Source organism: Arenibacterium sp. CAU 1754 (assembly GCF_054482635.1).
Window position 1 is genome coordinate 386,820 of sequence record NZ_JBTLRG010000001.1, and the last position, 19,068, is coordinate 405,887.

Annotated in this window: 13 protein-coding genes and 1 tRNA gene; 6 read left to right on the forward strand and 8 right to left on the reverse strand. The window is 61.6% G+C overall.

The annotated features are described in order from the left end of the window. Positions 1 to 2,670, reverse strand: coding sequence for an alanine--tRNA ligase (alaS, locus tag ACXYMO_RS01965; RefSeq protein ID WP_458876965.1), 2,670 nt, complete (start codon positions 2,668 to 2,670; stop codon positions 1 to 3). A gap of 168 nt (positions 2,671 to 2,838) precedes the next feature. Beyond that, complete coding sequence (recA, locus tag ACXYMO_RS01970) at positions 2,839 to 3,912, reverse strand: recombinase RecA (RefSeq protein ID WP_458876966.1); 1,074 nt, start codon at positions 3,910 to 3,912, stop codon at positions 2,839 to 2,841. A 193-nt stretch (positions 3,913 to 4,105) separates the two neighbouring features. Here recA and ACXYMO_RS01975 point away from each other — a divergent pair, with 193 nt between their 5' ends. Beyond that, positions 4,106 to 4,699: a gamma-glutamyl kinase gene (locus ACXYMO_RS01975; RefSeq protein WP_458876967.1), complete on the forward strand. Its 594-nt coding sequence runs from the start codon at positions 4,106 to 4,108 to the stop codon at positions 4,697 to 4,699. A gap of 48 nt (positions 4,700 to 4,747) precedes the next feature. Here the strand turns inward: ACXYMO_RS01975 and ACXYMO_RS01980 are convergent, their stop codons facing one another. The 3 genes from ACXYMO_RS01980 to guaB form a co-directional block, all read right to left on the reverse strand. After that, a complete protein-coding gene (locus tag ACXYMO_RS01980) occupies positions 4,748 to 7,054 on the reverse strand; it encodes a two-component system sensor histidine kinase NtrB (protein ID WP_458876968.1) in 2,307 nt (768 codons plus the stop codon). Positions 7,055 to 7,135: 81 nt separating this feature from the next. Beyond that, positions 7,136 to 8,323, reverse strand: coding sequence for an RsmB/NOP family class I SAM-dependent RNA methyltransferase (locus tag ACXYMO_RS01985; protein WP_458876969.1), 1,188 nt, complete (start codon positions 8,321 to 8,323; stop codon positions 7,136 to 7,138). 30 nt (positions 8,324 to 8,353) lie between these two features. Further along, the gene (guaB, locus tag ACXYMO_RS01990; protein ID WP_458876970.1) at positions 8,354 to 9,802 is read right to left on the reverse strand and encodes an IMP dehydrogenase; all 1,449 of its coding nucleotides are present in this window, start codon (positions 9,800 to 9,802) and stop codon (positions 8,354 to 8,356) included. Between the two features lie 219 nt (positions 9,803 to 10,021). On the opposite strand from guaB, the gene ACXYMO_RS01995 reads away from it, so the two are divergent. From ACXYMO_RS01995 to ACXYMO_RS02010, 4 genes are all read left to right on the forward strand, one after another. Further along, positions 10,022 to 12,064, forward strand: coding sequence for an ASKHA domain-containing protein (locus tag ACXYMO_RS01995; RefSeq protein ID WP_458876971.1), 2,043 nt, complete (start codon positions 10,022 to 10,024; stop codon positions 12,062 to 12,064). Positions 12,065 to 12,144: 80 nt separating this feature from the next. Then, positions 12,145 to 13,545: a T6SS phospholipase effector Tle1-like catalytic domain-containing protein gene (locus ACXYMO_RS02000; RefSeq protein ID WP_458876972.1), complete on the forward strand. Its 1,401-nt coding sequence runs from the start codon at positions 12,145 to 12,147 to the stop codon at positions 13,543 to 13,545. A 52-nt stretch (positions 13,546 to 13,597) separates the two neighbouring features. Further along, a tRNA-Gly gene (locus ACXYMO_RS02005) sits at positions 13,598 to 13,671 on the forward strand. 142 nt (positions 13,672 to 13,813) lie between these two features. Continuing rightward, positions 13,814 to 14,224, forward strand: a complete 411-nt coding sequence (locus ACXYMO_RS02010) for a hypothetical protein (protein ID WP_458876973.1) — start codon at positions 13,814 to 13,816, stop codon at positions 14,222 to 14,224. Between the two features lie 61 nt (positions 14,225 to 14,285). Here ACXYMO_RS02010 and ACXYMO_RS02015 read toward each other — a convergent pair whose 3' ends face one another. Continuing rightward, complete coding sequence (locus tag ACXYMO_RS02015) at positions 14,286 to 15,908, reverse strand: long-chain-fatty-acid--CoA ligase (protein ID WP_458876974.1); 1,623 nt, start codon at positions 15,906 to 15,908, stop codon at positions 14,286 to 14,288. A gap of 189 nt (positions 15,909 to 16,097) precedes the next feature. Here ACXYMO_RS02015 and ACXYMO_RS02020 point away from each other — a divergent pair, with 189 nt between their 5' ends. Next, positions 16,098 to 16,586, forward strand: coding sequence for an acyl-CoA thioesterase (locus tag ACXYMO_RS02020; protein ID WP_458876975.1), 489 nt, complete (start codon positions 16,098 to 16,100; stop codon positions 16,584 to 16,586). Between the two features lie 71 nt (positions 16,587 to 16,657). Here the strand turns inward: ACXYMO_RS02020 and ACXYMO_RS02025 are convergent, their stop codons facing one another. Then, positions 16,658 to 17,182 carry a PEP-CTERM sorting domain-containing protein gene (locus ACXYMO_RS02025; RefSeq protein WP_458876976.1) on the reverse strand — a complete coding sequence of 175 codons (525 nt, stop codon included), beginning with the start codon at positions 17,180 to 17,182 and terminating at the stop codon, positions 16,658 to 16,660. A gap of 272 nt (positions 17,183 to 17,454) precedes the next feature. Beyond that, complete coding sequence (pgi, locus tag ACXYMO_RS02030) at positions 17,455 to 19,068, reverse strand: glucose-6-phosphate isomerase (protein ID WP_458876977.1); 1,614 nt, start codon at positions 19,066 to 19,068, stop codon at positions 17,455 to 17,457.

Here is a 19,068-nt window from a genome sequence, read left to right on the forward strand (position 1 = left end):
TTATCCTTTCAATACTGCCTCGGCGGCCTTGATCGCGGCGTCGGAATTGTTGGCATCCGCCCCGCCCCCCTGCGCCATGTCGGGGCGTCCGCCGCCGCCCTTGCCGCCCAGTTCCGAAACCGCGGCGCGCACAAGATCGACCGCCGAAACGCTTCCGGTCAGATCTGACGTGACGCCCGCGGCCACGGCCGCCTTGCCGCCGGTATCCGCGATCAGCAGCACGGCGCCGCTGCCGATGTTCGATTTGTGTTCATCGATCAACGGCGGCAGGTCCTTGCCGGTGACCCCAGACAGCACCTGCGCGACAAAGTTCACGCCGTTGATGTCGCGCACCTCGGGGGCGGCCTGACCACCGCCGGACATCGCCAGTTCGCGGCGCAGCTGTGTGACCTCGTTGTTCAGGTCCTTGACCTTGGCCATTTCGCCCTTGATCCGCGCGACCAACTGGTCCGGCGTCGTCTTGAGCTCGCTCAGCGCGGCGTTCAGCACGGTCAGGCTCTGGGCGATGTGGGCATGGGCCGCCTCACCGGTCAGCGCCTCGATCCGGCGCACACCGGCGCTGCTGGCGCTGTCACCCAGAATGACGAACTCACCAATGTCGCCGGTCTGTTTCACATGCGTGCCGCCGCACAGTTCGATGGAATAGGTCTGACCGTCGGTCCCCTTGCCGGTGCGGGCCCGGCCCATGGAGACCACACGCACCTCGTCGCCGTATTTTTCGCCGAACAGTGCCTGCGCCCCGATTTCGCGGGCGTCGTCAGGCGTCATGATCCGCGTTACCACGGGGCTGTTCTGGCGGATGTAGATGTTCACGTCCGTTTCGACCCGCGCCAGTTCTTCGGCGCTCAGCGCCTTGGCATGGGAGAAATCGAACCGCAGCCGGTCCGCCGCGTTGAGCGAACCGCGCTGTGCCACGTGATCGCCCAATGCCTCGCGCAGGGCCTCGTGCAGCAGGTGCGTGGCCGAGTGGTTGGCGCGGATCGCGCTGCGGCGTTTGTGATCAACCTCAAGCGCAAGGGGATCCCCCTTTGCAAAAGTGCCCCGCGTGACGGTGACCTGATGGACAATCACCGCGCCCCCGGCCACCTTTTGCGTATCGGTCACATCGGCGATGTCGTCTTCGTTGTCGAGACGGCGCAGCCAGCCCCGGTCGCCGATCTGGCCGCCGGATTCCCCGTAAAACGGCGTCTGGTTCAGGATGACCGACCCGGTTTCCCCTTCCTTCAGCGCGTCGACCAGTTTCCCGTCACGGATCAGTGCCAGGATCTGGCCCTCGGCGGTTTCGGTGTCATAGCCCAGGAAATCGGTTGCGCCTGCTTCGTCCAGTACGTCGAACCAGACTGTGGCATCCGCCGCCTCGCCGGACCCTGACCATGCGGCACGGGCCTTGGCCTTTTGCGCGGCCATCGCCGTGTCGAACCCTTCGGTATCCACCGACAGGCCCTTTTCGCGCAGCGCGTCTTGCGTGAGGTCCAGCGGAAAGCCGTACGTGTCATAGAGCTTGAACGCCGCCTCGCCCGGCAGGTCCTGATCTGTGCCCAGCTGAGCAACCTCGTCATCCAGCAGGCGCAGACCCCGCTCCAGTGTCTGCTTGAACCGGGTTTCTTCCAGTTTCAGCGTTTCTTCGATCAGCGGCTGCGCGCGGCCCAGTTCCGGGTATGCGGCGCCCATCTGCTGGACCAGCGCGGGCACCAGGCGGTGCATCAGCGGATCCTGCGCGCCCAGCAGGTGCGCATGGCGCATGGCACGTCGCATGATCCGGCGCAGCACATATCCGCGCCCGTCGTTGGACGGCATCACCCCATCGGCCAGCAAGAACGAGGTCGACCGCAGGTGGTCGGCAATCACGCGGTGATGCGTCTTGCCCGGACCGTCGGGATCGGTGTTCGTGGCATCGGCGCTGGCCTCGATCAGGCTGCGCATCAGGTCGGTCGCATAGTTGTCGTTGGTGCCCTGCAACAGCGCCGCGACCCGTTCGATCCCCATGCCGGTGTCGATGCTTTGCGCGGCCAGTTCACGGCGGCTGCCGTCCTCGAACTGTTCGTATTGCATGAAGACGAGGTTCCAGATTTCCACAAACCGATCGCCATCCTCTTCGGGACTACCCGGAGGGCCACCCCAGATGTGATCGCCGTGGTCAAAGAAGATCTCGGATGACGGCCCACAGGGACCGGTCGGCCCCATCATCCAGAAATTGTCGTCCGTCGCGATCCTGATGATCCGGTCATCGCTGATCCCAGCCACCTTCTTCCAGATTTCGGCGGCCTCGTCGTCGGTATGATAGACGGTGACGATCAACCGGTCCTTGGGAATCTCCAGTTCCTTGGTGATCAGCTCCCAGGCATAAGGGATCGCCTGTTCCTTGAAATAGTCGCCAAAGCTGAAATTCCCCAACATCTCGAAAAACGTGTGGTGGCGCGCGGTGTATCCGACATTGTCCAGGTCGTTGTGCTTGCCCCCGGCGCGTACGCATTTCTGTGCCGTGGTTGCGCGGCTGTAATCGCGGTTTTCAACACCTGTGAACAGGTTCTTGAACTGAACCATGCCCGAGTTCGTGAACATCAGCGTCGGGTCGTTGCGCGGCACCAGCGGGCTGCTGTCCACCACTTCGTGGCCCTGTTTGGCAAAATAGTTCAGAAAGGTGGATCGGATGTCGTTCAGCGTGGGCATAAGTTGCGGACTTTCAGGCGGTTGACGGCGATGTGTTCCAAATACCCCCATGCCCGCGCACTGTCCACAGCGGGCGCATGTCACCGGTCGTGAAAAAGGGCGCCCAGTGGGGCGCCCTTGTCATTTCGTCCCGGGCGATCAGGTCCGGGTCTTGCGGTGTCCTGCGCCTCAGGCTTCCAGAATGTCGTCGCCGTCCGGTGCTGCGCCTTCCGGCATGTCGAAATCAAGCCCATGCGCGGCGCGGATCTTGTCTTCGATTTCATAGGCGATCGACTGGTTTTCACGCAGGAATTGCTTTGCGTTTTCGCGGCCCTGCCCGATGCGTTCGTCGCCATAGCTGAACCAGGACCCGGATTTGTTCACCACACCCGCGATCACGCCCAGATCCAGCAATTCACCCATCTTGGAAATGCCTTCGCCATACATGATGTCGAATTCGACCTGTTTGAACGGCGGGGCCACCTTGTTCTTGACCACCTTGACGCGGGTGGCGTTGCCGACAACCTCGTCGCGGTCCTTGATCGATCCGATGCGGCGGATGTCGAGCCGGACCGAGGAATAGAATTTCAATGCGTTGCCGCCGGTCGTCGTTTCGGGCGAGCCGAACATGACGCCGATCTTCATCCGGATCTGGTTGATGAAGATCACCATGCAGTTGGACCGGCTGATCGACCCGGTCAGCTTGCGCATGGCCTGACTCATCAGGCGGGCCTGAACGCCGACGCTGCTGTCGCCCATGTCCCCTTCAAGTTCCGATTTCGGGGTCAGTGCGGCCACCGAATCGACGACGACCATGTTGACTGCCCCCGAGCGCACCAGCGTGTCGGTGATTTCCAGTGCCTGTTCGCCGGTGTCAGGCTGCGAGATCAGCAACTCGTCGATATCCACGCCCAGCTTGCGGGCATATTGCGGGTCGAGCGCATGTTCGGCATCGACAAAGGCGCAGACGCCGCCCTTTTTCTGCTGTTCGGCCACGCAATGGAGCGTCAGCGTGGTCTTGCCCGAGCTTTCGGGGCCATAGATCTCAACGATCCGCCCCATCGGCAGACCACCAATGCCCAGTGCGATGTCCAGGCCCAGTGAGCCGGTCGAACTGGCGGCGATCTCCTGTACGGCGCCCTCGTCGCCCAGCTTCATGATCGAGCCCTTGCCGAACTGCCGTTCGATCTGCGCCAGCGCGCTGTCCAACGCCTTTTGCTTGTCCGCGCTTTTCTTGCTGTCCATTGTCAAAAGATCCGCCATTGTCCTGTCACCTTCCTTATTGTCACACCCTTTGTCGGGCGGCAATCGCTGCTTTGTTCACCTGTTGTTCCTATTAGGACCAAAAAGAGAACATTTCAAATGGAATTTTTCTCAAATCCACTGTTTATCAATAGGGTTAAAGAGTAGTTTACGGCGCAGATGGCCCAGAGAAATATTAGGAAGCGGACGTCAAGTGCTTGTTTTTTATAAGGAACGACTTGTATTCCTGTCTGTCCCGAAAACCGGGACGACCGCGTATCAGACCGCATTGGCGCCGCGCGCGGATATGGTCGTTTCGGATCCGCCCGAGCTGAAACATGCGCCGATCTATCGCTATGACCGGTTCTTTCGCCCGATTTTCGAAAAAGTCTGCAATGTCGAGATGGAGACATTGGCTGTGGTGCGCGAACCGGTCAGCTGGCTGGGCAGCTGGTATCGCTATCGCCAGCGCCCGTTCATGGCCGGAAAACCCAACGCCACCCACGGGCTGAGTTTTGATGACTTCGTGCTTGCATATGTCAAAGGCGATCGTCCCGCCTTCGCCAATGTCGGCAGCCAGGCCCGGTTTCTGGAACCGCGCCCCAAAGGCGCACCGGTCACGCATCTTTTCCGGTATGAAGAGCCGGACAAGCTGCATGCCTTTCTGGTTGAACGTCTGGGCGAAATGCCTGCGCTTGCGCTGGAAAATGTCTCGCCCGAAATCGAATTGCAGCTGTCTGCGGAGGTCGAGCAGAAACTGCGCCGGAAATGCCCCGAGGAATTTGCGCTCTACGAAAGCATTTCCTGATCGGGTTAGCCATCAGGCCGTTTCGGTCTGCGGGTCTTCGGGGGTCAGCTAATGCAACTGCTCGTGCACCGTGTCGGTCAGCTGATTGAGCGAAAACGGCTTGGGCAGGAACACGGAATTGGGCAGGTTCGGCTCGGTATCGCCAAAGGCGCCTTCGGCATAGCCTGAAACAAAGACGACCCGCGTTTCGGGGCGGGATTTCAAAGCCTCGCGCACCCAGCTTGGCCCGTCCATCCCCGGCATGACAACATCGGTGACAAAGACATCGACTGACAAATCCGGGTCCTCAAGCGTGCGCAGCGCGTCTTCGGCCGAATCCGCCTCAAGCACCGTATAGCCACGCAACCGCAAGGCGCGCGAGGCAAAGGCGCGCACCGGTGCTTCGTCCTCAACCAGCAGCACAACACCTTCGCCATGCAACGGGGCGCTGACCTTGGTGGGGACCGGCGCGGCGGGAACATTCTCATCGCGGCCCTCATACACGGGGAAATACAGCGTAAAGGCCGTGCCGGAGCCGGGAACACTGTCGACAAAGATGTAACCCCCGGTCTGCTTGATGATACCGTAAGCCGTCGACAGGCCCAGACCTGTCCCCTCGCCGGTACGTTTGGTCGTGTAGAAGGGTTCAAACACCTTGGGCAGCTTGTCCGAGTCGATGCCGATGCCTTCATCCGTCACCTTGACGGTCACGTAATCGCCCGCCGGCACGGTGGCGCGGTCGCGTGTCAGTGTTTCGCGCAACGTGGTGACCTCGGTTTCGATCCGGATCTCGCCGCCCTGGGGCATTGCATCACGCGCATTGACCACGAGATTCATCAAGACCTGTTCCAGTTGCCTCTTGTCGGCCCGGATCGAGCGCAGCACCGGATCGTGGCTGAGGGTCAGGGTGACCTTTTCCCCCACCAGCCGGTTCAGCAGGTGTGTCAGGTCCGACAGGGTATCGCGCAGGTCCAGAACCTCGGGGCGCAGCGTTTGCTTGCGGGAAAAGGCCAGAAGCTGGCTGACCAGCGCGGCGGCCCGGTTTGCGTTCTGGTTGATCTGGACCAGATCCCCGTAGTCCTGATCGCCCTGATCATGGCGCAGCAGCAGCAGGTCGCAATGGCCTGAAATGGCCGTCAGAAGATTGTTGAAATCATGCGCAACCCCGCCCGCCAACTGGCCGATGGCCTGCATTTTCTGGCTTTGCACGAACTGGGCCTCTAGCGTTTTCAACTCGGTTGCGTCGTTCAGAACGGCGATCAGCATCTTTTCACCGTCTTCGGTCACGGGGCTGAGCGTGACCTGTACGAATACTTCCTTGTCCTTGCGGGTCAGGCGCAGAAATTCCGAATGATGGGCAGTCTGACCGGTCATCGTATCGCTCAACCAGTCTGCAATCGGGCGGCCCAGCCCCTGCATCACCTGGCCCAACGTCGTTTCATGCGAGATTTCGACACCGAGAAGGCGCGCCGCCAGATGATTGACGTTGAGGATGCGCCCGTTCGCGTCCATCTTGATCATGGGAACGGGAAGCGTGTCGAAAACCGGTCCCTGACAGGGGTCGGCTCCGGGTTCCACCGGCAGGAAATAAAGCTCTCTCCGCCCGGTCGAGCCGTTGTTTTCGGCGACGGTCACCTTGACGGGACCTTGTGTTGTATTGATCGTGTTGACCGCGCCGGGTTGCACCGGGGGCGAGACCATCAACCGTTCCAGGCCTTTGACGCGTTCGCCAACAAGGCTGCGCGCGGCGTCATTCATGAACAGGACCGCGCCCGAGCGGCCCACGGTGATCATCGGCACCGGGAGGCTTTCCGAGTTGCGCCCGCCCTGGGTGCGATCGGGCATATCCTCAATCCGCCACAGATACCCCTGCCCCGCCATCAGATGCACGGCGACCCGCACGTGACCGCGCCGTGTGACCATATCCTCGCGGGCGGAACCGTCCAGTTTGGCCCGGCATTGCAGGCGATAAAGAACGGCAGAGGGGTTGGCAAACACGCTCCGCAAGGTGCCTGCCAGCGTTTCGCTGGTCGCGTCGGAGAACCGGGTTGCAGCCGCCGAGTTGCGCGCATGGACGGCCCCGTCTTCGTCGGTCACGAAACTTGGGGTGGAATCCTTCTCGATGAACCCGCCCAGCAGGCCGGTGGCAATGTCACGGGCACGCAATTGCATGCGCGTGCGCAGCACCAGACCCGCGGCCACCAGAACCAGCGTCAGGCCGATGACGACAGCAACCTTGCTTAACAGTCCGGCCGGAAGGAACAGCCATGCGATGACGAACATGCCCACCGCAAGAACGACAATCGCCAACAGGCGGGTCTGTTCAGGCGGAGAGACCCGCAGGTCAGGAATGATTGTATTTTGCTGGTCGAACACGCGCACCGCTCCGTCAGGGATTCGCTGTGCCAATGTCGCGGCACAGGGGTTAAATCCGGCTTAACGGGCACAAATACCCGTTCAGGTTGTGTTGCTGCTGTTTCTAACGCGCGTCAAGTGTGCCGCGTAAAAACCGTCCGATCCGTTCTCCACGGACCATGATTGTTGCCAAATTGCGGTGTAATTTTCATGATTTTTAGTGAACTGTTGAATTTGCTCGCCGTTTTCGGCGGCCAGTACGGAACAGGTGGCATAGGCCAGCAGGCCGGATGGGGCCGTCAATGTGCTGGCGGTGTCCAGAATGCTGCGCTGGAGTCCGATCAGGTCGTCCAGACGGTTTTGGGTCAGTTGCCACTTGCCGTCGGGCGCCCGGCGCCAGGCGCCGCTGCCCGAACAAGGCACATCAATCAGAACGATGTCGAACGGGGCCGCCACCGCGATTTGATCCGTGTCGAGAAGGGTCACATTCGCCCCGGCCCGGCGCGCCCTTTCGGGCAGGTCGCGCATGCGCTGGGGGGCGGCATCATGGGCAAAGACCTCAACCCCGCCATGCGCGGCGATGGCCAGAGTCTTGCCGCCGCCACCGGCGCAGTAATCCAGCACGCGCAGACCCGGCCGCAAAGGCAGGGCTTCGATCACTGCTTGTGATGCGGCGTCCTGCAATTCGACCATCCCGGTCTGATAGGCGCGGCTGTTTCTGATTTTGCGCGCCCCCTCGACCACTTCCAGCGCGGTCGATGCTGCGGGGTGAGGTTTGCAGGTGATCCCCTCGCCCGCCAGCGCCGCCTGCGCGGCAGCAAGGTCGGTTTTCAACAGGTTGACCCTTAGATGCACCGGCGCGCGCGACTGCAAGGCGCGGGCGCTGTCCGGGGCCGTGTCGCCAAGGCTGGCGCAAAAGGCAGGCCACAGCCATTCGGGGATATCCAGCGCCTCGGCGCCATCTTCGGGCGCGCGCCCGCCGGCACGTTCCTCATCATTCAGCGGGTCGGGCGCATAGGGAGGTCCGATGAACAGGGTTTCCGGGTCCTGCCCCTCGGCGCGCAGGGCGCCGAGCATGATCAGACGGCCGGTTTCCCCGCCGCCCAGAGCGGCAAAGGATCGTTTGCAGCGTAGCGCGCCGAACACATGGTCGCGCACGGCGGCACGGTCCTTGGACCCCGCATACCGGCTGCGCCGGGCCCAGCCGGTCAGCGCCTTTTCGGCAGGCGTGCCCGACAGGATGTCATCCAGCACCTCGATTGCCGCCTGAACGCGGGCGGCGGGGGTCATGTCAGCCCCATGGAAAGAAAGATACCCACCTTACATGACGCGGTAGTTCGGGCTTTCGCGGGTGATCTGAACGTCATGCACATGGCTTTCCTTCAGGCCCGCGCCGGTGATTTTGACAAACTGGCAGTTCTGGCGCATCTCATCGATGGTAGCACATCCGGTGTATCCCATCGCGGCGCGCAGACCGCCGACCAGTTGGTGAATGACCGCAGTGGCCGTGCCCTTGTAGGGCACCTGCCCTTCGATCCCTTCGGGCACCAGTTTGTCGCTGGCGGCGTCTTTCTGGAAATACCGGTCTGCCGAGCCGTTGGCCATGGCCCCGAGGCTGCCCATGCCGCGATAGGATTTGAAGCTGCGGCCCTGGTAGAGGATCACCTCGCCCGGGGATTCATCGGTGCCCGCTATCATGCTGCCGACCATGGCACAGGATGCGCCCGCGGCGATCGCCTTGGCAAAATCGCCCGAGAACTTGATGCCGCCGTCGGCAATCACCGGCACGTCGCCCGAGGCCGCCGCGCAATCCATGATCGCGGTCAGTTGCGGCACGCCGACACCGGCGACCATGCGGGTGGTGCAGATGCTGCCCGGCCCGATGCCGACCTTGATCGCATCCGCCCCGGCGCCGATCAGCGCGCGGGTCGCTTCGCCGGTCGCGACGTTGCCCGCCACGACCTGAACCTCGTTCGACAGTTTCTTGGCGCGCTCGACGGCGATGGCCACGCCTTCGGAATGGCCATGTGCCGTGTCGATCACGATCATGTCCACACCGGCATCTACCAGCGCCTGGGACCGTTCAAAACCGGTATCGCCCACGGTGCTGGCCGCGGCCACGCGCAACCGACCCAGGTTGTCCTTGCAGGCGGTGGGGTTCAGAACCGCCTGTTCCGTATCCTTGAGGGTCAGCAGACCGGTCAGCTTGCCCTTGCCATCGGTCACCAGCAATTTCTCGATCCGGCGGGCCTTCATCAGGCTGATTGCTTCTTCGCGGTCGGCCGGTTCGTGCAGGATGGCAAGGTTGTCGGTGCTCATCATGGCGCGCACGGGGGTCTTGTCGTCGCTGGCAAAGCGCATGTCGCGGTTGGTCACGATGCCAACAACCCGGCCCGTTTCATCCACGACCGGAAACCCGGTGACGTTATAGCGTTCGCGCAGCGCCTTGGCATCGGCCAGTGTCTGATCGGCGGTCAGGGTAATCGGATTATAGACGATCCCACTTTCGAACCGTTTGACCCGGCGGATTTCCTGGGCCTGCGCTTCGATATCCAGATTGCGGTGCACCACGCCGATGCCCCCGGCCTGGGCCATGGCAATGGCCATGCGCGCCTCGGTCACTGTATCCATGGCGCTGGACAACAGAGGAATGTTCATCGTGATCGAACGCGTCACATGCGTGCGCGTATCCGCCGTGCTTGGCAGGACCGAACTGGCCCCCGGAACCAGTAGAACATCATCAAAGGTGAGTGCCTCACGAATCTGCATTGCTATTCCCCATGCAAAAGCCCGTTTGACGGCCACCCTATGGCACGGTTCTTCCGAAGGGGAAAGACCCCGCACAAGATATTGGGGGCGTTATTGCCGCATCCTGCCCGGTATTGCGCCCGAATGACGCCCCCGCGCCAGAATTTGCCGCGGATTGCCTTTCCCTTTGCCCGCATATGCCTATTTTGACGCAAAACCCTGAAACAGGCAGATTCTGGCATGAGCAGTGATCCCCTTGTCGTCTTTACCCCGTCCGGCAAACGCGGCCGGTTTCCGGTGGGCACCCCGGTTCTGACGGCGGCGCGCCAGTTGGGGGTCGATCTCGACAGTGTCTGCGGCGGGCGCGGCATCTGTTCCAAATGCCAGATCACGCCGAGCTATGGCGAATTTCCCAAGCACGGGGTGAGCGTGGAACAGGGCGCGCTCTCGGACTGGAACGCAGTCGAGGAACGCTATAAATCCAAGCGCGGGCTGATCGAGGGGCGGCGCCTGGGATGTCAGGCGCAGATCTTGAACGACGTGGTGATCGACGTCCCGCCCGAAAGCCAGGTGCACAAACAGGTCGTGCGCAAACGGGCCGAAGCGCGCGATATCGTCATGAACCCGTCGGTGAAACTGTTCTATGTCGAGGTTGTCGAACCCGACATGCACGACCCGTCCGGCGATCTGGAACGGTTGCGCGATGCGCTGACCCAGCAATGGCAGCTTGAGAATGTTCAGATCGATCTGCCGGTTCTGAAAACCCTGCAGAAAATCCTGCGCAAGGGCGACTGGAAGGTGACCTGCGCGGTGCATCTGGGCACCAAGTTCGCGCCGCCCTGCATCCTTGAACTCTGGCCCGGCTTTCACGAAGGCTCGGTCTTTGGCCTTGCGGTTGATCTGGGATCGACCACTATTGCGGCGCATCTGTGTGACCTGCAATCGGGCGAGGTTGTCGCCTCGTCTGGTCTGATGAACCCGCAAATCCGCTTTGGCGAGGATTTGATGAGCCGGGTCAGCTATTCCATGATGAACGAAAACGGCGCGGCGGAAATGACCGCTGCGGTACGCGCGGGCATGAACCAGCTGTTCGATCAGATCGCGGATGAGGCCAAGATCACCAAGTCCGACATTCTGGATGCGGTGTTCGTCTGCAACCCGGTGATGCACCATCTGTTCCTGGGCATCGATCCGTTCGAACTGGGCCAGGCGCCCTTTGCGCTGGCCACGTCGGATGCGCTGAACCTGACAGCGGCGGATCTGGATCTGACGCTGCACCCGGCGGCGCGGGTTTATCTGTTGCCGTGTATCGCCGGGCACGTGGGGGCCGATGCTGCCGCCGTGGCCCTGTCCGAGGCACCGGACAAATCGGATGATCTGGTTCTTGTGGTGGACGTGGGCACCAATGCCGAAATCCTTCTGGGCAACCGGGAAAAGGTTCTGGCCTGTTCCTCGCCCACGGGTCCGGCGTTCGAAGGGGCGCAGATCTCCTCGGGCCAACGCGCCGCACCCGGCGCGATCGAGCGGGTCGAGATTGATCCCGACACCAAAACCCCCCGGTTCAAGGTCATCGGGTCCGAGCGGTGGTCGGACGAGGACGGGTTCCTGACCGATATCGCCACCACGGGCATCACCGGCATTTGCGGATCCGGCATCATCGAGATGGTGGCCGAAATGCGCCTTGCCGGGATCGTCGATGCCCAGGGGCTGATCGGGTCCCCTGAACAGACCGGAACGGACCGCTGCATTCTGGAGGGGCGGACCTACAGCTATCTGGTCTGGGACGGCTCTGCCGATGGCGGGCCGCGCATCACCGTGACCAACCGCGATATCCGCGAAATCCAGATGGCCAAGGCCGCACTCTATTCCGGGGCGCGCCTGCTGATGGACAAGTTCGGCGTTGATGCGGTGGACCGGGTTGTTCTGGCCGGCGCCTTTGGCGCGCATATCAGCCCGAAACACGCGATGGTGCTGGGCATGATCCCCGACGCGCCGCTGGACAAGGTGACATCAGCGGGCAACGCCGCCGGAACCGGCGCGCGTATTGCCCTGCTGAACCGCGATGCGCGGGACGAGATCGAACAGACCGTGCGCGAAATCCACAAGATCGAAACCGCGATCGAACCACGGTTCCAGGAACATTTCGTCAATGCCTCGGCCATACCCAACGCGGTTGAGCCCTTTCCCATTCTCAACAGCATCGTCACCCTGCCCCAGTTGAACTTCAATCAGGGCGGTGGCGAAACCGAGGGCGGCGGGCGGCGTCGCCGGCGACGCGGCTGAGGGTCAGGAAACCCGGACTTGCCAGAGGCGCCCGCGCGGTGGATGCTGAATGCATAGTCAACGCATTGCGAGGGCAGACCATGCGCGCCCGTAAAATCATTATCTGCATCGACGGCACCGGAAACGAGGTCGGAGATAACGAAAGCAACATTCTCAAGCTCTACAAGGGGCTTGTGCAATCGGACGACCAGATTGCTCATTACGTGCCCGGCGTGGGCACGATGGACGGGCCGCGCCTGTTTGGCTCGACCATCCGGCGCAAGACCAGGGCGCTGGCCGGGCTGGCATTCGGCATGGGGCTGGAAGACGATGTTCTGGATGCCTACCGGTTTCTGTGCCGCACCTACCAAAGCGGCGCGGCCAAGAAGCGCGCCGCGCGACGGGCCCACAGCGAATTGAAACAAACCGCCCGGCAATTGGGCCTGACCCCGCCAAAGTTCGACAAGACGGCCGTCTATGAGGATGATCACATCTATATTTTCGGCTTTTCCCGCGGCGCCTATGCGGCGCGCATTCTGGCCGGGTTCATCCACAATTTCGGGCTGGTGCCGCCGGAACGTCTCCACATGATCACCGAGGCGTTTCGCGCCTATCGCTCGGTCACGGCCAGCGACCGCGGCACGCCTGTCGAGATCGTGTTCAAGGCCCTGCGCCAGTTCGATCAGGCGATGGCCCCGAACGCGAACGTGCCGATCCGCGGATTGGGACTGTTTGATACGGTGGCTTCGATGGTCCGGTTCAACCGCCCGTTTCGCACCTTCCTGCGGGAACGCAGCCCGATGGAACTGTCCACCCACGCCAATGTCATGCGCAACCGCTCGGTCCGGATCGTGGCGCATGCCATGGCCGTGGATGAGCGGCGCAGCATGTTCCGCGCCCTGCCCTGGATTCCCAGCGAATTTTACGGCAATCGGTTCAAACAGCTCCGCGACCAGCGCACCCAATACGTCGAACAGCGCTGGTTCCCCGGCTATCATTCTGATGTGGGCGGCAGCCCCCGCGAATATTTCAGCGGCATCGGCAAGATCACCCTGTGCTGGATGCTTGATGAAATCGCCCGCGCCGACCACATGGCGGATGCCGAGGATCAGCGCCTTCACCCGCCGCCGCCGGGTTCGCGCCGCCGCAGGCCCAACTACGGCGTGCGGCTGAAATCGAAATACCGCGAGCGGTACCTGGAGGGGCACGATACCACGGCGCGCACCCCTTCGGGTCAGCGCTATGCCGGCCCCGATGCGATGGCGCCAACCCATAATTCGATGAAACTGGCCTGGCTTCCGCTTGAGGTGTTTCCCAAGACCACCAAGCGGCGCACATGGCGCCCCGGACGGCCCGGTTTCCTGTGGTATCTGCCGCTCTGTGAGCCGCGCCTGATCCCGGAAGGGCACAGCATCGACGACAGTGTTTATGACCGCATGCGCCGCTGGAAATTCTACCGGCCGGTCAATGTGTCCCTGCCCCCCGATTTACAGGGCCGCTAGGCGCACGAGCCCTTGACCTTGCCCGCGCGCCCAATTACCTCACAGGGCGAGCGCGGGTATGGTGAAAAGGTATCACGCGAGCTTCCCAAGCTTAAGTTACGGGTTCAATTCCCGTTACCCGCTCCAATCTCTCAAAATACTTCTCTTCAGGGTTGCCATTCTGCAACGCCGCACATCCTTCGGGCGACGAAGGCGCGATTGCTATGGCGCGCATCCGCGTCATTTCTATTCTGCAGGTCCAAAAAAATTCAAACAAACGGAATGTGAAATGAAACGCAAAATGACTGCGGCTCTGGTTGCCGCTGTTGCCCTGTCCGGCTGTGCGCAATCGCCTGACAAGATCGAAGCCAGCTATGTCAGCCCCAACCAGTTCAAGGGCCGCAGCTGCAACCAGCTGATGGGCGAACGCAATGAAATCGCGTCGCGCGTGAACACCCTGAACAAGGAACAACAGCAGGCGGCCACCAATGACGCCGTTGCAACCGGTGTCGCGCTGGTCATCTTCTGGCCGGCTGCCCTTGCGCTGGCCGCGTCCAAGGACAATGCCACTGCCCTGTCGGCGGCCAAGGGCAATTATGATGCCATCACCACGCAGATGCGCACCCAGGGCTGCAAACTGCCGCCCGAACCGGTTCAGGCAGAACCGGAACCGGCCGAGAAAAAACGGTCCTGGGAATAAGACCCGTTTCTTGCGGGTTCAAGAACGGCGGCCGGGGTAACCTGGCCGCCGTTTTCGTTTGTCAGGCGGTCAGAACATCGTTGAACTGATCGCGCAGGTCACGTTTCAGGACCTTGCCGGTGGCGTTCAGCGGCAATGCGTCGATGAACACCACCTTGTCCGGCACCTGCCAACTGGCGATCTTGCCGTCAAAAAATTTCAGTAGTTCCTCTTCGCTCGGGCTTTCGCCATCCTGCGCCACGGCGACCAAAACGGGGCGCTCGTCCCACTTGGGGTGCGACACACCGATCACCGCCGCATTGGCCAGCTTGGGATGTGCCATGGCGATGTTTTCCAACTCGACCGAACTGATCCATTCACCGCCCGATTTGATGATATCCTTTGAGCGGTCCTTGATCGTCAGATACCCGTCCGGGTCCAGCGTGGCGACGTCGCCGGTCGCGAACCAGCCATCTTGCAACAGGTCTTCGCCGTCCTGCATGAAATAGCTGTCCAGAACCCAGTGCCCGCGCACCATCAGATCGCCCTGCGCCTTTCCATCGTTGGGCAGGGTGTTGCCCTCGTCATCGACGATTTTCAACTCGACCCCAAACGGCGGGCGGCCCTGGTTTTCACGCAGCTTGCGTTGCTCTTCCGGCGGCAGTTTGGAATGCTTGGCCAGCGGCTGGTTGGTTGACCCCAGCGGGCTCATCTCGCTCATCCCCCAGGCGTGCACCGTATCCACCCCGTAAGTGTCGCGGAAGGTGTCGATCATCGACGGCGGACAGGCCGAGCCGCCAATGACCGTGCGCTTGAGCGATGTGAGCTTGGAGCCCGATTGCTTGGCATAGCCCAGCAGGCCCAGCCAGATGGTCGGCACGCCCATGGCCAGCGTCACATCGTATTTGTCGATCAGCTTGACCAGGCTTTCGCCGTCCAGCCCGGGACCGGGCAAAACCATCCGCGCGCCTGACATCGCACAGCCATAGGGCGACCCCCAGGCATTGACGTGGAACATCGGGACCACTGGCAGAACCACGTCAATCGCCGAATAGCCGACGCAATCCAGCGTGTTGGACGCAAAGCTGTGCAGCATTGTCGAGCGGTGGGAATACAGCACGCCCTTGGGGTTGCCCGTCGTGCCCGAGGTGTAACACAGGCTTGACGCGGTGTTTTCATCGAACACGGGCCATTCAAAGTTTTCGTCGCCGGTTTCCAGCAGTTCATCATAGAACATCAAACCCGGCAGCTGGGCGGCGGCCTCTTCGTTGCGCGGGCCCATAAGCACCACGTGCTTCAGATCGGGCAGTTGGTCGCGCAGTTTGACCGCGATGGGCAGGAAGGTTTCCTCAAGAAACAGAACCCGGTCCTTGGCGTGGTTAATGATATAGACCAGCTGTTCGGGAAACAGGCGCGGGTTGATCGTGTGGCAGACCAGACCGGCGCCCGACACGCCATAGTAAATCTCAAGGTGTCGCCGGTTGTTCCAGGCGATGGTCCCGATACGGGCCTGATCCTCGAACCCCATCTTGGCCAGCGCCGAACCCAGGCGGCGCGCATTGCGGGCCACCTCAGCCCATGTGGTTTGCTCGACCCCGCCGCCGGTGGTGTTGACCGAATAAATCTCAGTCCCGCCGTGATAGCGTTCGGCATGATCGATCAAAGACGAGATCAGCAAAGGGGCGTTCATCATCTGGCCAAGCATGGCAGACTCCTTGTTTATTTCTGATGCGGGCGTGCGCCCGTAATACGTTTTTTGAAACATAGCCCGCCCCTGCGCCCTGTCAGGCCGCAGTTTCGGGTCTGTCTCCTCCCGGCGGGCAAATTGCCAATGTTTGGAACGAGGCGCAAGAATGCCCTTGCGACAGTTTTTCCACGCGGCTAGCTGGTGGGGATGGAATTGCGTTATCACACCCCGCTGAGTGCCGAAGAACAGACAGCCCAGGGGCTTGATACGCCCCAGCCTCTCGCGATGGCCGACAAGGTGCGGTATGCCGAACTGGATGTGAACAACCACGTCAACAACAAGGCCTATGTCGCCTGGTTCGAAAGCCTGCGGGTGTCCTATTTTGACCTGTTCCTGGATCCGCATTACCCGGGCACACAGCGCCCGCGCACGGTGGTTCATAGTCTGAATGTCCGGTTCATCCGCGAAATGCTGCGCGATGAATCCTATATCGCCACGGCCCGCATCAGCGCGTTCCGCAATTCCTCATTCACCATGGAACAACAGCTTTGGTCGGGCGGGCAGCTGCGCGCCACGGCCAATGTCGTCATGGTGATGCTGGAACGCGACCGGTCGGGGCGCGCCGCGCTGCCCGATGACGTGCGTCAGTGTCTCATGTCCCGCGACGGGGCCGAGGATCACTCGGGCGCGCAATAAAAAAGCGGCCCGGAAAGAACCGCTTTTTCCTGTCTTGGTGCCGGACGTGTCCGGGCCGGATCGAACCGGTCTCAGGTGCGCTTGCGACGACGGGCAACAAAGCCCATCAGGCCCAGACCGCCAACAATCAGGGGCAGCGAAGCCGGAACCGGAACGGCGGCAACGCGGACGACGAACACTTCATCGTAATATGCGTTCGCGTCGATCACGTTTGCGCTGTAGTTGTAGATGTCGCCATTGGTCGCCTGGGAGTAGTCGCAGTGCGAGTACGAGGAGCTGAAGTATTCAGCCGCACAAGCGCCGATGTTCTGGAACATTGCTGTCCATGCAGCTGCACCGCCGGCGGCGGCGATCGCGGCATCCATTTGGGCAATGGACGGCAATGCCCAACCCAGACCACCCTGGTAAGACAGGTCGATCACACCACAGCTGGGTGCGAACGGAGCACAGGGGCTTGCATAAGCCCAATCAGCGCCGCCAAAGGTGATATAGTCGCTGGCCGCCACAGGTGCGTCGACAAGTGCCGCTTCGGCGTCTGTTGCGTAGAACTGTAAGCCAAGAACCAAGGCTACCAGCAGTGAGAAAATTCGGGACATTCTCTTCCCCTTCCAAATTTGTTGCTGTCGATGTGATAAACAGAAATTAACCGTCACACACCTTACTCTGTCCGGCATATTTCCGCTCAGAGCAACGCTTGTTTTTCCTGGAGCTTGATCTTTTTGTAAATTCATTAATTACGTGAACGATTGGCGGATTTGCGTCAGACTGTTTGCACATCAAGCACAATTAGTTGATCAATTTTTGGGCGGTTTTTTGCATACTTAGCGGTTCGGCGTCTGCTGGATACCAAGGATCGATTGACCCTGCGTTACTCAGCGTGATCGCGCAAAAATGAAACCAGCGCCGCGGTTGACCCGTCTTTTCCTTTGGTGCCTTGTTCGCCATCGACAATCGGACCCAAGGACGTGGCCAGTTCCTTGCCAAGTTCAACGCCCCACTGGTCAAACGAATTGATGCCCAGAATGACCCCTTCGACAAAGACGCGGTGTTCATAAAGGGCGATGATCTGGCCCAGAACGAACGGCGTCAGCAAGGGATACGCCAGCGTGACGGACGGGCGGTTTCCGGTAAAGACGCGGTGGCGGGCCTGACGCTCCAGCTCATCCCCGGTCAGCCCCTTTTCGGCCATGCGCGCGCGCGCCTCTTCCAGGGGGCGGCCGCGCATCAGCGCCTCGGACTGTGCAAGGCAGTTGGCCACAAGCAACCGGTGGTGATGGGCCAGATCGGGTTCGTGGCCCTGCGCCGCGATCATGAATTCACAAGGCACAACCGGTGTGCCCTGATGGATCAGTTGGTAAAAGGCATGTTGCCCGTTCGTGCCGGGTTCCCCCCACACCACGGGACCTGACGGACCATCCAAGGTGCTGCCGTCCATGGCGACGCTCTTGCCGTTGGATTCCATTTCGAGCTGCTGGAAATAGGCCGGCAGCCGCGCCAGGCGGTTGTCATACGGCAAAACGGCCCGTGTCGGATAGCCACAGACCTGATGATGCCACAGCCCCACAAGCGCCAGCATCACGGGTATGTTCTCATGCCAGTCCGCGGCGCGGAAATGGGTGTCCATCGCCTGCCCGCCGCGCAGGAAGGCGTCAAAGGCGCGCGGTCCGATCGCCAGCATCAGGCTCAGCCCGATGGGCCCCCAGACGGAATAGCGCCCGCCGACCCAATCCTCGAACCCGAACACATGCGTCGGATCAATGCCGAAATTGCCGGTCTTGTCCTCGGCCGTGGACAGGGCAGCGAACTGGCGTCGCGGATCGCCGCCGCCTTCGGTCATCCAGGCGCGCGCGGTGCGGGCGTTGGTCATGGTTTCGATGGTGGTAAAGGTTTTCGAGGCGACGATGATCAGCGTGGTTTTCGGGTCCAGCCCGCGCAGGGTGTCGGCGATATCGGCCCCGTCCACGTTGGATACGTAATGGCAGCGGGGCCCGTCGTGATAGGGCGCGAGCGCCCGCACGGCCATGACCGGGCCCAGATCGGACCCGCCGATGCCTATATTCACCACATCGGTAAAGGCGCCCCCGGCCCCGACCTTGTTGCCGTCGCGCACGCCATCGCAAAAGGCGCGCATTCGCGCCAGCGTGTCCAGAACGCCGGGCATCACATCCTGCCCGTCCACCAGAACCGGTCCCCCGTCGAGATTGCGCAGCGCGGTATGCAGGACGGCGCGCCCTTCGGTCTCGTTTATGGGTGCCCCGGTGAACATCGCCTCGCGCCGCGCGGCGACCGCATGGGTGTTGCACAACTCGATCAGGACCGCGCGGGTGGCGTCGTCGATATTGGTCTTGGAATAATCCAGACGCATGTCCCCGGTCTGGACCATGAACCTGTTCGCCCGGTCGGGATCAGCCGCGAACAGGTCCAGGATATGCCTGTCGTCCGCCGCGTCGAGAAGGTTTTTGAAGGCCGCCCATCGTGACAT